The 13,428-nt window shown below is 72.4% G+C and carries 17 protein-coding genes; 9 read left to right on the top strand and 8 right to left on the bottom strand.

Annotation, left to right across the window (positions count from 1 at the left end; genetic code table 11):
• Nucleotides 1-33: 33 nt before the first annotated feature.
• The 7 genes from C7C45_RS27755 to C7C45_RS27785 all read left to right on the top strand — a co-directional run bounded on the left by C7C45_RS27755 (nucleotide 34) and on the right by C7C45_RS27785 (nucleotide 4,273).
• Nucleotides 34-549 (top strand): MarR family winged helix-turn-helix transcriptional regulator, encoded by a 516-nt coding sequence (locus C7C45_RS27755; protein WP_110566916.1) that lies wholly within the window; start codon nucleotides 34-36, stop codon nucleotides 547-549.
• 53 nt (nucleotides 550-602) lie between these two features.
• Entirely contained in the window at nucleotides 603-1,118 is a 516-nt protein-coding gene (locus tag C7C45_RS27760) for a DUF2087 domain-containing protein (RefSeq protein ID WP_110567008.1), read from the top strand.
• Between the two features lie 52 nt (nucleotides 1,119-1,170).
• Nucleotides 1,171-1,647: a MarR family winged helix-turn-helix transcriptional regulator gene (locus C7C45_RS27765; protein ID WP_110566918.1), complete on the top strand. Its 477-nt coding sequence runs from the start codon at nucleotides 1,171-1,173 to the stop codon at nucleotides 1,645-1,647.
• Nucleotides 1,648-1,723: 76 nt separating this feature from the next.
• A complete protein-coding gene (locus C7C45_RS27770; protein WP_146247422.1) occupies nucleotides 1,724-2,137 on the top strand; it encodes a DUF6069 family protein in 414 nt (137 codons plus the stop codon).
• A gap of 42 nt (nucleotides 2,138-2,179) precedes the next feature.
• On the top strand, nucleotides 2,180-2,695 hold the full coding sequence (locus tag C7C45_RS27775; RefSeq protein WP_244200602.1) for a GNAT family N-acetyltransferase: 516 nt from the start codon (nucleotides 2,180-2,182) through the stop codon (nucleotides 2,693-2,695).
• Nucleotides 2,696-2,763: 68 nt separating this feature from the next.
• Nucleotides 2,764-3,189 carry an Hsp20/alpha crystallin family protein gene (locus tag C7C45_RS27780; protein WP_110566922.1) on the top strand — a complete coding sequence of 142 codons (426 nt, stop codon included), beginning with the start codon at nucleotides 2,764-2,766 and terminating at the stop codon, nucleotides 3,187-3,189.
• Nucleotides 3,190-3,274: 85 nt separating this feature from the next.
• Nucleotides 3,275-4,273 carry a tyrosine-type recombinase/integrase gene (locus C7C45_RS27785; protein WP_110566924.1) on the top strand — a complete coding sequence of 333 codons (999 nt, stop codon included), beginning with the start codon at nucleotides 3,275-3,277 and terminating at the stop codon, nucleotides 4,271-4,273.
• A gap of 69 nt (nucleotides 4,274-4,342) precedes the next feature.
• On the opposite strand, the gene C7C45_RS27790 is transcribed toward C7C45_RS27785, so the two are convergent.
• The gene (locus C7C45_RS27790; protein WP_110566926.1) at nucleotides 4,343-4,750 is read right to left on the bottom strand and encodes a RidA family protein; all 408 of its coding nucleotides are present in this window, start codon (nucleotides 4,748-4,750) and stop codon (nucleotides 4,343-4,345) included.
• A 32-nt stretch (nucleotides 4,751-4,782) separates the two neighbouring features.
• A complete protein-coding gene (locus C7C45_RS27795; protein ID WP_110566928.1) occupies nucleotides 4,783-5,154 on the bottom strand; it encodes a VOC family protein in 372 nt (123 codons plus the stop codon).
• An 88-nt stretch (nucleotides 5,155-5,242) separates the two neighbouring features.
• Between C7C45_RS27795 and C7C45_RS27800 the strand changes: the two genes are divergently transcribed.
• A complete protein-coding gene (locus C7C45_RS27800; protein ID WP_110566930.1) occupies nucleotides 5,243-6,088 on the top strand; it encodes an LLM class flavin-dependent oxidoreductase in 846 nt (281 codons plus the stop codon).
• Nucleotides 6,089-6,094: 6 nt separating this feature from the next.
• On the opposite strand, the gene C7C45_RS27805 is transcribed toward C7C45_RS27800, so the two are convergent.
• Together C7C45_RS27805 and C7C45_RS27810 are read right to left on the bottom strand one after the other, a co-directional pair.
• Nucleotides 6,095-7,267, bottom strand: coding sequence for a PQQ-binding-like beta-propeller repeat protein (locus C7C45_RS27805; protein WP_110566932.1), 1,173 nt, complete (start codon nucleotides 7,265-7,267; stop codon nucleotides 6,095-6,097).
• 25 nt (nucleotides 7,268-7,292) lie between these two features.
• Nucleotides 7,293-8,996 carry an acyl-CoA dehydrogenase family protein gene (locus C7C45_RS27810; RefSeq protein ID WP_110566934.1) on the bottom strand — a complete coding sequence of 568 codons (1,704 nt, stop codon included), beginning with the start codon at nucleotides 8,994-8,996 and terminating at the stop codon, nucleotides 7,293-7,295.
• A 135-nt stretch (nucleotides 8,997-9,131) separates the two neighbouring features.
• On the opposite strand from C7C45_RS27810, the gene C7C45_RS27815 reads away from it, so the two are divergent.
• Complete coding sequence (locus tag C7C45_RS27815) at nucleotides 9,132-9,590, top strand: Rv0361 family membrane protein (protein ID WP_110566936.1); 459 nt, start codon at nucleotides 9,132-9,134, stop codon at nucleotides 9,588-9,590.
• A gap of 263 nt (nucleotides 9,591-9,853) precedes the next feature.
• Here the strand turns inward: C7C45_RS27815 and C7C45_RS27820 are convergent, their stop codons facing one another.
• The 4 genes from C7C45_RS27820 to C7C45_RS27835 all read right to left on the bottom strand — a co-directional run bounded on the left by C7C45_RS27820 (nucleotide 9,854) and on the right by C7C45_RS27835 (nucleotide 13,412).
• Nucleotides 9,854-10,570, bottom strand: a complete 717-nt coding sequence (locus tag C7C45_RS27820) for a thymidine kinase (RefSeq protein WP_110566938.1) — start codon at nucleotides 10,568-10,570, stop codon at nucleotides 9,854-9,856.
• A gap of 56 nt (nucleotides 10,571-10,626) precedes the next feature.
• Nucleotides 10,627-12,021 (bottom strand): MFS transporter, encoded by a 1,395-nt coding sequence (locus C7C45_RS27825; protein ID WP_110566940.1) that lies wholly within the window; start codon nucleotides 12,019-12,021, stop codon nucleotides 10,627-10,629.
• 17 nt (nucleotides 12,022-12,038) lie between these two features.
• Nucleotides 12,039-12,806, bottom strand: a complete 768-nt coding sequence (locus tag C7C45_RS27830) for a glycerophosphodiester phosphodiesterase family protein (RefSeq protein ID WP_110566942.1) — start codon at nucleotides 12,804-12,806, stop codon at nucleotides 12,039-12,041.
• 108 nt (nucleotides 12,807-12,914) lie between these two features.
• Complete coding sequence (locus C7C45_RS27835) at nucleotides 12,915-13,412, bottom strand: MarR family winged helix-turn-helix transcriptional regulator (RefSeq protein ID WP_110566945.1); 498 nt, start codon at nucleotides 13,410-13,412, stop codon at nucleotides 12,915-12,917.
• Between the last annotated feature and the right edge of the window lie 16 nt (nucleotides 13,413-13,428).

The raw sequence follows: 13,428 nt of genomic DNA on the forward strand, positions 1-13,428 counted from the left end.
ACGAATATTTCGGCGCTGACGTAAGCTGGGGCCATGACCGCCACTCCGGACGCCGTCGACCGGCACATCGAGCGCTGGCTGCCCGTGGTGCCCGCTCTCGACCCGGACGTCGAGGGCGCGGTGACCAGGATGATCAAACTGACCCGGCACCTGCGGGCGGTCAAGGAACGGGTCCTGGTCGATCTCGACCTGCCAGCCCACGAGTACGACACCCTGCACGCCCTGGCCGGCCGCCGCGGACGGGCGGCCCCCTCGGACCTCGCCGCGGATCTCGCGATGGCCCCCGCCTCGATCACGGCGCGCGTGGACGCCCTGCTGCGGCGAGGCTTCGTGCGTCGGATTCCGTCGACAGTCGACCGTCGCCGGGTGGACGTCGAGCTGACCGACGCGGGTCAGGCCGCCTGGCACGGGGCGATGGAAATCCAGGGCGCGGAGGAGCACCGGCTGCTCGGCGCGCTCACCCCGACCGAGCGGCGACACCTGTCCGACCTGCTGCGTCGGGTGCTGCTCGTCGCCGAGCAGCCGGAAGACGCACCGGAAGCCGACTGAGCGGGCCAAAATCGTGTGGCGGCCCGCGTACCGATGATGGAAGGGTGACCGGCGTGACTGCGCATGCGCTGGCCGGGGCCCTGGCCGACGACGGACGGCGACGGATCTTCGCGGCGATCGTGCTGGGTGCGCCCAGCACGGCGGACGTCGCCGAACGGACCGGCCTGCCGGCGCGGGTGGTGCTCACCGGGGTCCGCCGGCTCACCGACGCGGGCCTCGTCACCGGCGTGGACGGCGCGCTCGCGGCCGACGAGGCGTCGCTCCGGTCGGCCGCCCGCGACAGCCGCCCGGCCGACGACGCCGAGCCGGCCGCCGACCCGGTACTGCGGACCTTCCTGCGCGCCGGCGTCCTGGTCGGCCTGCCGGCCCAGCGGAGCCGGCGGCGGCTGCTGCTCGCGCACATCGCGGAGCGGTCGTTCGAACCGGGAACGCGCTATCCGGAACGAGCCGTCGACGACGCCCTCAAGCCGTGGTGCGCCGCGGGCGGGTCGGACCATGCCACGCTGCGCCGGTACCTGATCGACGAGCAGTTGCTCACCCGCGAGCACGGCATCTACCAGCGGCCCTGATCGTCCGCTGCGCCAATCGTCTGGTCGCGGAGCATCTTGCTAGCCTCGGCGCATGACCTCCTGCACGCCCGCCGACGGCCCACCGGACCTGTTGTTCCTGCTCTCCTGGGCGAGTCACGCGTTGCAGACCGAGCACGCCGCAGGGCTGGCCGAGCTGGGCATTTCACCGCGGGCGCACTATGTGCTTGCCCAGGCCCGCGCCGGCGATCTGACCCAGCGGGAGATCGGTGAGCGATGCGGCGTGGACAAGACCACGATGGTCGTCACGCTCGACCAGTTGGAGCGGGCCGGGCTGGCCGAGCGTCGCCCCGTACCGACGGATCGGCGGGCCCGGATGGTCGCGGTGACCCCGGCGGGGGAGCAGGTCCTCTCGCGGGCGCAGCAGGTGGTCCGGCGCATCCAGGACGACCTCCTCGCGACCCTGCCTGAGCAGGACCGGGAGGCGTTCCTGCGTGCCCTCCTGGCGCTGTTGAGCGGCCCGTTGGCCAACACCTCCCCGTACGCGCCTGGCAATCGATCCGGCTGCTGATCCCGATTGAGATAGTTCCGAACAAGACTATCTGCTACGGTCGTCCTCGTTCGTTTCCCCTGAACGAGGAGCCGTCATGAGCGCTACCGCCGTTGCGACCCCCACTACCCCATTGCTGCGCCGCCGCGCCCTCGGCGTCGCCGCCGCCGTCGTGGCCTGCCTGGCCATCTGGGCGATCGGCGCGCTGGCCGGAGTCGACTACACCGTCGAGAACCCGGGTCAGCCCGCCAGGGTCATCGGGGCCGGCGCGATCGTCACGGTCGCGCTGGGCGCCACCCTGCTCGGCTGGGCGGCGTTGGCCCTGCTGGAGCGGTTCGCCAAGCGGTTCGCCCGTCCTGTCTGGATATCGCTGGCCGTCCTGGTGACGTTGCTGTCCTTCGCCCCGCTGATCGGCACCGAGGCCACCGGCGGCGCCAAGCTGGCCCTCGGCGCGACGCACGTGGCCGTGGCGGTCATGCTGATCGCCCTGCTGCCGGCCCGTCGCCGCTGACCGAATGGATAAAGCCGTTGACCGGGCGGTGATGATCAACAGGTGACCACCACCGTCCGACCAACCTGGTCGACCAGCAACGTTCGGCCCGACCACCCCGACGCGGTGCAACTGCTGCGTGAGTACATGACCGAGATGGTGGTTCGCTACCACCGCCGCCCGGCCCTGCCCGGCGAGGTCGACGAGGCGCTGGCCGAGCTGCCCAGCAACGACCTGATCGACCCGAGCGGGCTGCTGCTGCTCGCCCACCACGGCGCTGACCTGGCCGGCTGCGCCGGGCTGCGCTGGCAGCCAGGCTGGGCCGAGCTGACCCGGGTGTTCGTCCGCCCCGCTCATCGTGGTGCCGGTGGGGGCACCGCGCTACTGGCCGCCATTGAGGAACAAGCCCGGGCGGCCGGGGCGGACCGGATCCGCCTCGACACCCGCAACGACCTGGTCGAGGCCCGCGCCCTGTACGCGCGGCACGGCTACCGGGAGATCCCGGCGTACTCGCGGGGCCCCTACGCCGAGCACTGGTTCGAGAAGCGGTTGACGCCAGCCGACGGACGCGCTAAATAAGTAGAGGAAGTTGAGCCGCCCAGGCTCAACCCATCACCTTCGGCCAGGAGAACCGAGGAGGCATGACCATGTTGATGCGTACCGACCCGTTCCGCGAGATCGACCGGCTCACCGAGCAGTTCTTCGGTACGACAGCCCGTCCCGCGACGATGCACCTGGACGCGTACCGCGACGGCGACCACTTCTACGCGGCGTTCGACCTGCCCGGCGTCGACCCGGACAGCATCGACTGCACCGTCGAGCGCAACGTGCTCACCGTCCGCGCCGAGCGTCGCCGGCCCGTCGGCGACGGCGTCGAGCTGGTGGCCGCCGAACGCCCGATGGGCACCTTCACCCGGCGGCTGTTCCTGGGCGACACACTGGACACCGACAAGCTGGAGGCGGGCTACGAGCACGGGGTGCTGACGTTGCGCATCCCCGTCGCCGAGCGTGCCAAGCCCCGCCGGGTGACCATCACGGCCAACGGCGACGGCCGTCGGCAAATCAACGCCTGACCACGATCGCCTGATCGACACGGAGACGGGTGGGATCCGGCGCGCCTACGCGCTGATCCCACCCGAGGCTGAGAGCCTTTTTCACATGGTGATCTCCGACGCTCCGGTACTGGCCCGCCCGACCGCGCCGCCCGCGCTGCCGAGCGGGCCGGTCGAGGTCACCGAGGCGTGGCTGCGCAACAGGCGGTTGTCCGAGCACACCCGCGACGCGTACCGGCGTGATGTCACCGGCTGGCTGCGCTGGTGCGCCGGCCGCGACCTGGATCCGCTGCGGGCCACGTTCCTGCACGTCAACGAGTACGCCCGCGCGCTGGAGTCGACAATCGGTGCCCGCAGCGGCCGCCCGCTGACCCCGGCGACCGTGGCACGTCGGCTCTCCGCGCTGTCCAGCTGGTACGACTTCCTCGTCAAACTCGGCGGGGTGCCGGCCAACCCGGTCTCCGGCGCGGACCGACCCCGCGTCGACCGGGACCACTCCGCCACCGTCGGGCTCACCCCCGAGGAGGTGGACGCCCTACTCGCCGCCGCCGACGCGGACACCGGCGCGACCGCCGTGCGCAATCGGGCCGCGATCGCGCTCCTGGCCGACCTGGGCCTACGGGTCGGGGAGCTCATCTCCCTGGACCTGACCGACCTCGGCACCGAACGCGGGCACCGCAGCGTGCGCTTCATCGGCAAGGGCGGCAAGCAGCGCCGCCGCGCCCTGACCCCCGGCACCGGCTACGCCGTCGACGCCTACCTGGCCCAGCGGGCCGCCGCCACCGGCGTGCCGGTGCCGCAGCTGACCGGGCCGCTGCTGGTCACCGCCAGCGGCGCCCGACTGGACCGGCACTCGGTGTTCCGGATGGTCCGTCGGCTTGCCCGCGCGGCCGGCATCCCGGCCTGGGCGAAGCTGTCGCCGCACTCGCTGCGGCACGCCTTCGCCACCACCGCCCGTTCCGAGGGCGTGCCGCTGGAGGACGTGCAGGACGCGATGGGCCACGCCGACCCACGCACCACCCGCCGTTACGACAGGGACCGGCACAACCTCGACCGCGACCCGGCGTACGTGGTGTGGGCGGCCCGGTCCCGCCGCCGCGGCTGATCCGCTCGACGTGGGCCCGCCGCTGAGCGCGACGCGCTCTACGTGGGCCCGCCGCCGAGCGTCCGCTGGTTAGTCGAGAACCGCGGTGGCTTCGACCTCGACGAGGAGATCAGACTCGCCGAGAGCACTGACACCCAGCAGCGTGATGGGCTTGACCGGGTCAACTCCCAGCTTCTCGGCCGCCCGAGCCACGCCTTCGCCCAACAGGGGCATCTTGTCGGCAGACCAGTCGACGACGTAGATGGTCAGCTTCGCCACGTCGTCGAAGGACCCGCCGATCTCGGTCAGGGCGGTGCCAACGTTGAGATAGCACTGCTCGACCTGGGCGGCGAAGTCTCCCTCACCGACTTTGCGCCCTTCGGCGTCGCGGGCCACCTGACCAGCGAGGAACACCAGCCTGGACCCGGTGGCGATCGACAACTGACGGTAGACGTCCGGCTTCGGCAACCCATCCGGGTTGACGAGAGTGACGGCCATGCTGACTCCTTCTGTCGTTGCGCCGAGCTGTCTCAGCTCTGCGGGCGGGGGCAGATGCAGAACGGCTGCCCGATCGGGTCGAGGAGCACCACCCACCCCTCGCCGCCGGGCTGGAACTCCGGCTTGGACGCGCCCGCCGCGACGAGCTTCTTCTCCGCCGCCGCGAGGTCGTCGACGTAGAGATCCAGGTGGTAGCGCTTGGCGCCGGTCGGGTCCGGCCAGGACGGCGGCTGGTAGCCCTCGACCAAGCCGAAGCCGATGGAGACGCCACCGGAGCTGATCATCGCGTACTCGGCCTGGCTGTGGGTGATCTCCCAGCCGAGCGCCTCGTGGTAGAACGCGGCGTGGCCGGCGGGGTCGGAACTGTCGAGGTTGACCATTGCGAGGTCAGCAGAAACTGTCACGTCGGCAGTATGTCGCGGCCGTCCGACAGGATCGGTCCCACGACACTCGCTGCGGCCGTACGTCGTACCTCGCTCGTACGGTCGACGGATGAGACACGGTCTGGAGATCTCCTGCGGCGGTGCCGCCGTCACAGTGTCCACCCTGGTCGAGCTGGGTGAGCTCGCCGAGCGCGCCGGATGGGACGGCGTGTTCCTGGAGGATTACCTGGTCCACTACTCCGGCGACGACCCGTTCACCTACGACCCCTGGCTGGTGCTCGCCGCGATCGCGGGTCGCACCGACCGGGTGCGGTTGGGCACCACGGTCACCGCGCTGCCCCGGCGCCGCCCGGCGAAGCTGGCGCGGGAGGTCCTCACCCTCGACCACCTCAGCGCGGGCCGCGCCACCGTGGCGGTCGGTGTCGGCGACCCCGCTGACCGGGGGATGGCCGCGTTCGGCGAGCAGACCGACGTGTCCGTGCGCGCCGCGATGCTCGACGAAGGGCTCGACCTGCTGACCGGGCTGCTCAGCGGCGAGCGGGTCAGCCACCAGGGCACCCACTACCGCGCCGACGGGGTGGCGTTGCGACCTGCGCCCGTGCAGTCGCCCCGAGTGCCGGTCTGGGTTGGCGGCAGCACCCAGGCCGGAGCGGTGCGCCGTCGTGCGGCCCGCGCCGACGGCATCGTGCCCTACAAGCTCACCGACACCGACGGGTGGTCCGACTTCACCCCCGACGAGGTCCACGAGTTGGTGAGCGCCCTGCCACCCACCCGCGCCGACGGTCAACCGTTCGACGTGGCGATCGGTGGTCGGCGGCGCCGATCCGACGAACGCGCCGAACGGGCGTACCTCGATGAGCTCGCGGCGGCCGGCGCAACCTGGTGGCTGGAGTTCGTCCCGGTCGACGACCCGGAGACGATGCGCGCCGCCGTCGCCCGGGGCCCGCTACGCTGAGCGCCGTCAGGGGGCGTCGAGTGGCCAGAGCGTCACGCGGGTGCCGTCGCGGCAGATGAGCCGGGTGTCGACCCGCCGGCAGCTGGTCAGGCCGGCCGGGAGCACCGCGATCACCCGGTGGCCGTCCGGGCCCACCGTCGCGACCAGGACGCGCCGGCCGTCCGACGCCATGCCCAGCAGCACCATCGACTCGCTGGCGACCCGAGCGCCCGCGACGGCGTCCCAGTGCGCCCCGGCCGGCCACGTCCAACGCCGCGCGCCGGTGCCCGCGTCGATGGCCCAACGGCCCTGCTGGTCCTGCCCGCAGATCAGACCCTGGCAGGGCCGCAGCGTCAGCTCGCCCGGCTCGATCGGCATCTGCCAGCGCGGCGACAGGCCGGGCAGGTCGTAACCGGTCAGCGCCGCCCCGCCGCTGCCGTTCGGGTGCCGCAGCACCAGGTGCGCGCCAACGACCTGGGGGTTGTCCGGGCCGTAGTCGGCCGGCGGAAGCCACCCCCGCCCGCGGTCGGTGCCGTCGCGGGTGTCGAGCAGCCGGGCCAGCCCGTCGTCCTGCACCAGCAGCAACCGCCCCGGCATGTCGGGCAGCACCCGCAGCACCGCCGTGGAGGGCACCGGCACCGACCAACGATTGAGGCCGGTGGTCGGATCGACCCCGTGCACGCTGCCCTCGACCCGGCGACCCGGCTCGGAGGCACTGCGCACCTCGCTCACCGCGACCGCCGCGTCGCCGGCCGCGTACACCCGCTCGGGTCGTCGCCAGACCGCCTGGCCGGTGCGGATCGACCGGGCGGTGGTCACCCTCGTCCCGCGGACCTGGTCGCGTTCGACGACCAGCAGCAGGTCACCGACGGTTTCGGCGGACCACCCGGAGGCGGGCGACACCGCGACCCGCCACCGCGCCGGGCGATGTGGCGCGGCCGCGTCGTAGGCACTCAGCGTCGGCGGGTTCGGGCCGGGGTCGACGACCAGCAGCAGCGGCCCCGCGCCGAGCACGGTCGCCCCGGCGGGAGCCGTCGGCCCGAGCTCAGGCGTCAGGTAACCGGGCCCGGCGGCCCCGCCGAGCAGGGCGCACACCACCAGCAGCAGCGCCACCCGCCGGCCACGGGATGCCTGCCGCGGTGGCCTGTCGTCGTCCCGGGGCGCGCCCCGGTCGTCGCCCAGTTCGATCAGCACCGACATGGGTGCCTGCGCTCGCGTCGGCCGGTCAGCAGAGCAGTTCCAGGTGGTGGTGGGCGTCCTCGGCGATCTCCTCGTGCCGCAGCCAGCGCCGCGCCCACAGCCGGGCCACCAGTTCCGCCTGCTCGTCCCCCCATGCGGCGTGTTCGACGAGCAGCGCGGTGGTCAGCGCGTACGCCAGGCGCAGCGCCAGGCCACGGGCACCGGCTTGCACCACCGCGGCGCCCGGGTCGGCGGTCACCGAGGCGACGGTGTCGCCCAACTGCGCGGCGGCGGCGGCCAGGGTGTCGGCCAACACCGGCGACAGGGGTCGGGCCAGGTCGACGGCGGCGGCGAGCCGGCCCAGCACCGGAGTGCCGGCGTCCTCCCGGGTCAACGCGCGCAGCACGTCCAGGGCCAGCACGTTGGTGGTGCCCTCCCAGATCGGCAGCACCTGCGCGTCGCGCAGCAGCCGGGGAACGCCGGTGTCCTCCACGTAACCGGCCCCGCCGAAGCTCTCCACGTACTCGCTGGCGGAGCTGACGGCGAGCCGTCCGGTGGCCAGCTTCGCCAGCGGCGCCACGATGCGCAACTCCGCCGCGGCCACCGGGTCGGCACCAACCTCGACCCTTCCCAGCAGCGCGAACGCGTGCCCCGCCAGTGCGAACGCGCCCGCCGCGTCGACCGCGAGGGTGCCCAGGGTGGCCCGGTGCAGCGGCGAGGAGGCCAGCGGCCCGCCGGCGACGTGCCGCACGTCGGCGTACGCCCGGGCGTAGTCGAGACCACGTCGCATCCCGCCGGCCGCCGCCGCCGCGTTGTGCACCCGGGTCACCACGACCAGGGTCATCGCCCGGACCAGGCCGGGCACCGTCGGGTCGCCCAACGGCACGGCGTAGGCGTCGTGCAGACCGATCTCGGCGGTGGGTAGCGCCCGGGTGCCGAGCTTGTCCTTCAGGCGGTGCACGGTGACGCCCGGTGCGGGTGCGCCCGGCGCCACCCCGTCGGTCAACGGTGAGTCGACCGCGTACCGGGGAACCAGAAACGGTGCGAGCACCCGGCTGCCGCGCCCGGCGCCCTCCGGTCGGGCCAGCGCCACCGCCATCGCCGAGTCGGCGGCGGAACAGAACCACTTTTCCCCGGTCAGCCGCCACGAACCGTCCGCTGCGGGTCGACCGATCGTGCGCGAACGGCCGAGGTCGGAGCCGCCCTGCGACTCGGTCATCCACTGCCCGCTGGTGATCGCCGTGGCCGGATCCGTGGAGATCAGCCGGGGCAGCCACGCGTCGCGGATCCCGGCGTCCACGTCGGGTGTGCTGAGCAGCGCCGCAGCCCCGTCGGCCATCGCCACCGGGCAGGAGAAGGTCGCCGACTCCGGCCCGTACAGGTGCAGCAGGGCGTGCTGGACGACCCGCGCGGCGGCACCCCAGGTGCCGCGTGCGTCCGCCAGGTAGGGCAGCGCGACCACGGCGTGGCGGGCGGCGGCGGCGCGTTGCGTGTGCCAGCCGGCGGAGGTGTCGACCCGGTCGATCCGGGCACCCCACGGGTCGTAGCGGACGAGTGTCGGCGGGTGCGCCTCCGCGTCGGCGTGCGCCGCGCGCAGCGGCCCGCTGACGTCGGCGGCCAGGTCGGCGAGGCGGCCCTTCGCGGCGGCGTGCCCGCTCGGGCCCAGGTGACGCTCCAGCCAGGACCGCAGGAGGGCATCACCGGCGTACGGGTCGACGGGGAGTGGTACCGGCTGCACGAAGCGGCTCATCGATCGACTCCTGGCACTGCTCGGGGGTGTGCGCCGACGGTAGACGATCCGTGGCCGCCGCGAACAGGGCAGTCCCGCGGCTGATTTCCGGCTTGTCGCCCTTTGGTGCGATTGTGTTCTCTACGGTCGGTAGTCGTGGGTGCCGGCCAGCCGTGGAGCCGACCGGCCCGGCGTCACCGCCCGATGCGCACCGGGTTGGCCTTCGCCGGGTTCGGCGTGGCGCTGTGCTGCGTCGGGGTAGCCGGGCTGGCCGCCTGGAACCTGCAGACCGTCCGTCAGGCCGCCGGCCCGATCCGGGAGACCGCCGACGGGTTCCTCAGTGAGGTGGCCCTCGGCGACAGCGACGGCGCGTACGACCGGCTCTGCGCGGACGCGCGCAGCCGCTGGAGCGCGATCGGTTTCACCAGTTGGGTGCGTACGCCGCCGATGGTCACCGACTACGAGATCACCGACGTGTCGGTGGCGACCCGCAGTGGGCGGCCACAGGGCACGGTGACCGTGAAGGTGACCCGCGACGGTGGGCTCACCGAGGAACGCCGCCTGCCAGTGGTCCGCGAGGGCGGGGACTGGCGGGTGTGCGGTGATCCCTTCTGAGCCGCCGGCCACCGCCCCGGTGCGACCCTGGTTGCTGCGACCGCGCGAGGGTGTGCAACCGACCCGCCCACAACCCGAAGATGGTGCACCCCACCTGCACGCTCACATAGATCACCGCGAAGAGCAGACCAGCCCGGCTGAACGCCTGCGGGATCGCCGCCGACAACCACAGGCTGCCCAGCGTCACCCCGATCAGGCGCCACGTCGGCGTTGGCGGTGACTGTCGCCGTGATCGTGACCGACCGGTTGCGGGTACGAGCAGCTCAGTCGCGGGGGCCGAGGTCGCCGCTGCGGTAGTGCCGGCGGCAGAGCACCTGGTAGCGCACCTCGGCGGTGTCCACGGTGTCGCCGATGACGACCTGTGCGCCCTCGCGGACGACCCGCCCGTCGACGACTCGGGCGTTGAGCAGCCCTTCCCGGCCGCACCAGCAGAGGACCTCGACCTGAATGCGGGCCACCTCGTCGGCCAACTCGAACAGGCGCTGCGCGGCGGGGAACAGTTGGGACCGGAAGTCGGTGGCCAGGCCGAACGCGAACACGTCGACGTCGTAGCTGTCGACCAGCTCAGCCATCTGCTCGACGTGCTCGACGGTGTAGAAGCACGCCTCGTCGCAGATCAGGTAGTCGACGCGTACCCCGTCGGCCCACCGGCCGCGGACCAGGGCCCGCAGGTCCAGGTCGTCGGTGACCTCGATGGCCTCATGGGCCAGGCCGATACGGGTGGTGACCTGCGGGCCCAGCGATCGGTCGATGCGGGTGGTGACCAGCCCACGACGGCCCTGCCGAGCGTGGTTGTAGTTCATCTGCAGCGCCATCGTCGACTTGCCGCAGTCCATCGGCCCCCAGAAGAACTTCAACGCCGCGGCGTGCACTGGACGCCCGTCGAGCCCACGCGCAGCCGCGCACCCGGCCGGCGCGTGCGGCTGGCCGGGGAACGGGTGGGCCAGGCAGGTCGGGGCGGTGGCGGCGTCGTCAGTCACGGTCGGGCAGCCTAGCCGATCGACCGGCCCTGATCTGTCGGGTGCGGGATGCGTGCTCAGAGCACCCGGGGTGGTGTGTTGCCGGCGGCGACGATGGCACGGCGGATCGGCACGGCGGCGAGGAGCGCGAACCCGACCACGAAGAAGATCAGGAGTGAGACCAGGCCCACCCGGTAGGAGGAGGTGAGTTGGAACACCAGGCCGAAGGCGAGCGGGCCGAGCCAGCTGGTGCCCTTGTCGCTGATCTCGTAGAAGCCGTAGTACTCGCCCTCCTTGCCGGCCGGGATGAGCTGGCTGAACAGTGAGCGGCTCAACGCCTGGCTGCCGCCGAGGACCAGGCCGATGGCCGCGCCGAGGACCATGAACGGCACCGGCGCCTCGGCGGGCAGCCGGAACGCGGCGATGATCACACCGGTCCAGAGCACCAGGCTGAGCAGCACGGTCTTCCAGGCGCCGATGCGCTTGGCCAGCGCGCCGAGGCTCAGCGCGCCGCCGAAGGCGAGGAACTGCACCAGCAGGATCGTCACGATCAGGGTGCCCTGCTCCAGGCGCAGCTCCTCGGTGCCGTACTGGCTGGCCAGGGTGATGACGGTCTGGATGCCGTCGTTGTAGACGAGGAAGGCGAGCAGGAAGAACAACGTCAGCGGGTACGCCTTGATCTCCCGCATGGTCCGCCCGAGCTGCCGGAACCCGTCGGTGACCACGTTGCCGCCGCCACCGGCCAGGGCTGCCGCGCTGGGGTGCTCGCGCATCCAGCGCAGCGGCACCAGCGTGAACACCGCCCACCACACCCCAGCGGACACGATCGACCAGCGGGCCAGGTCCAGGGTGCGTTGCGGGTTGTCCTTCTCGTCGAGCAGGGTGATCGCGACGAGGTTGAGCGCCAGCAGCAGACCGCCGCCGAGGTAGCCGATCGCCCAGCCGCGGCTGGAGATGCCGTCGCGTTCGTCGGGGCCGCCGAGCTGCGGCAGGAACGAGTGGTAGACCACGACCGCCGCGCCGAAGGAGATGTTGGCGACCAGGAACAGCGCCCCGCCGAGCAGGTAGCGGTCGCCGGTGACGAAGGCCATCGCGATGGTCGCGCCGGCGCCGGTGAACGCCGCCCCGCCGAGCAGGCGCTTCTTGTGCGCGGACCGGTCGGCGATCGCCCCGATCACCGGCAGTACGAACACGGTGAGGAACACCGACAGTGAGATCAGGTACGGGTAGTAGGAGCCGGCGGCGACCTTGATGCCCAGCGGGTACACGAAGCCGTCGCAGGTGTCCGCGCCCAGTTCGCAGCCGGCGGCCAGCTCGGCGACGGTGGTCAGGAACGGGCCGAGAAACACGGTGATCACGGTGGTCTGGAACGCGGAGTTGGCCCAGTCGTAGATGTACCACCCCCTGCGCTCGCGGCGGGTGCTCGCCGGAGGCGGGGTGTCGTCCACCGTGGGGGTCACGGTCTCGGCCATCGGGGGTCCTTGGATGGTCAGGCGGCCCAGTGGCCGCGGCTGCGGTAGACGTCGCGCAGCACGCCGACGTGATCGGTCATGATGCCATCCACACCACGATCCAGTAAGTCGTGCATCTGGGCGGGTTCGTCGATCGTCCAGACGTGCACCTGCAGACCGAGCCGGTGGCAGTAGTCGAGGAACCGGCGGTCCACCACCGGCACCCGCCCGTAGTGCGGCGGGACCTGCGCGGCGACCACCGACGGGGGCAGCCGCAGCGGCCGCCCGTGCAGGGAGGCGAGCCGCAGCCGGGCGACCCCGCGCATGCCGAGACTGGTCGCGATCCGCCCTCCGGTGAGCGCCCGCATCCGGGTCAGGCGGGCGTCGCTGAACGACGCCAGCAGCACCCGGTCGGCGGCGCCGGCCCGGGTCACGGTCGCGACCGTCGGCTCGACGCCGCCGTCGGCCTTCACGTCGATGTTGAAGCGGACCTGCGGCCACGCCCCCAAAACCTCGTCGAGCCGGGGTACGACGGCAGCGCCGCCGACGCGTACCGAAGCGAGGTCGGCCCAGCTCAGGTCGGCGATCCGCCCCGCCTCGCCGGTGACCCGGCGCAACGTCGGGTCGTGGAAGATCACCGCCACGCCGTCCGCGGTGGCGTGCACGTCGGTCTCCACGTACCGGTAGCCGAGCCCGACGGCGCGGGCGAACGCCTCGGTGGTGTTCTCGTCGCCCTCGGCGGCGCCGCCGCGGTGGGCGAACGCCAGCGGCGCGGGCGCGTCGAGGTAGCCGAATCGGGTCAACACGCGACGCAGTATGCCCTCGGTTGGTGGCCTGCGGATGGCCGGCCGGCGTCTGTCGCCCTCTCGCGCGGACCTGTCGGCGGTGCAGCGCGCCAGTCGCAGTCGTGGTCTTCAGCCGATCGGCGTGCCGACACCGCCGTGTTCCAGGGTGGCGCGCAGCCGTGCCAGCGTTTGGCCGAGTTCCGCGATCTGGGCCGGGGCGATCGACCGGCCGATGAGCGTGGCCAGGTGTTCCTGGAAGGTGCCTTCGGCGTCCTCGACGAGTTCCGCGCCCTGCGGAGTCAACTCCAGGAGCAGGGACCGGCCGTCGGCGGGATTCGGTACCCGCCGAACCCAGGACCGGGCCTCAAGCCGGCCCACGCCCTTGCTGGTCGCCCCGACCCCGATCGCGAAAAACTCGGCGAGGTCGGCGACCCGCGAACCAGGATGGTCACGGAGGTAGATCAGAAACTCGAACTGCGAAGCCACGATGCCGTGCGTCCGACGCAACGTCTCGTTCAAGGCGTTGTAGAGCCGCGTCTCACAGCGGACCAGGTCACTGAAGACCTGGGCGAGTGTGACGGACCCGGCACCGGAAAAAGATGCCGCGGCAGGTATATTAGCTTCCACGGCATCTACTTTATCG

The sequence above is a fragment of the Micromonospora arborensis genome (genome assembly GCF_003205615.1).
GTDB classification, from domain to species: Bacteria; Actinomycetota; Actinomycetes; order Mycobacteriales; family Micromonosporaceae; genus Micromonospora; species Micromonospora arborensis.

Coding starts and splice junctions, on each gene's coding strand:
- C7C45_RS27755 (WP_110566916.1), top strand. CDS start 34: ATGACCGCCACTCCGGACGCCGTCGACCGGCACATCGAGCGCTGGCTG.
- C7C45_RS27765 (WP_110566918.1), top strand. CDS start 1,171: ATGACCTCCTGCACGCCCGCCGACGGCCCACCGGACCTGTTGTTCCTG.
- C7C45_RS27770 (WP_146247422.1), top strand. CDS start 1,724: ATGAGCGCTACCGCCGTTGCGACCCCCACTACCCCATTGCTGCGCCGC.
- C7C45_RS27780 (WP_110566922.1), top strand. CDS start 2,764: ATGTTGATGCGTACCGACCCGTTCCGCGAGATCGACCGGCTCACCGAG.
- C7C45_RS27785 (WP_110566924.1), top strand. CDS start 3,275: ATGGTGATCTCCGACGCTCCGGTACTGGCCCGCCCGACCGCGCCGCCC.
- C7C45_RS27790 (WP_110566926.1), bottom strand. CDS start 4,750: ATGGCCGTCACTCTCGTCAACCCGGATGGGTTGCCGAAGCCGGACGTC.
- C7C45_RS27800 (WP_110566930.1), top strand. CDS start 5,243: ATGAGACACGGTCTGGAGATCTCCTGCGGCGGTGCCGCCGTCACAGTG.
- C7C45_RS27805 (WP_110566932.1), bottom strand. CDS start 7,267: ATGTCGGTGCTGATCGAACTGGGCGACGACCGGGGCGCGCCCCGGGAC.
- C7C45_RS27810 (WP_110566934.1), bottom strand. CDS start 8,996: ATGAGCCGCTTCGTGCAGCCGGTACCACTCCCCGTCGACCCGTACGCC.
- C7C45_RS27825 (WP_110566940.1), bottom strand. CDS start 12,021: ATGGCCGAGACCGTGACCCCCACGGTGGACGACACCCCGCCTCCGGCG.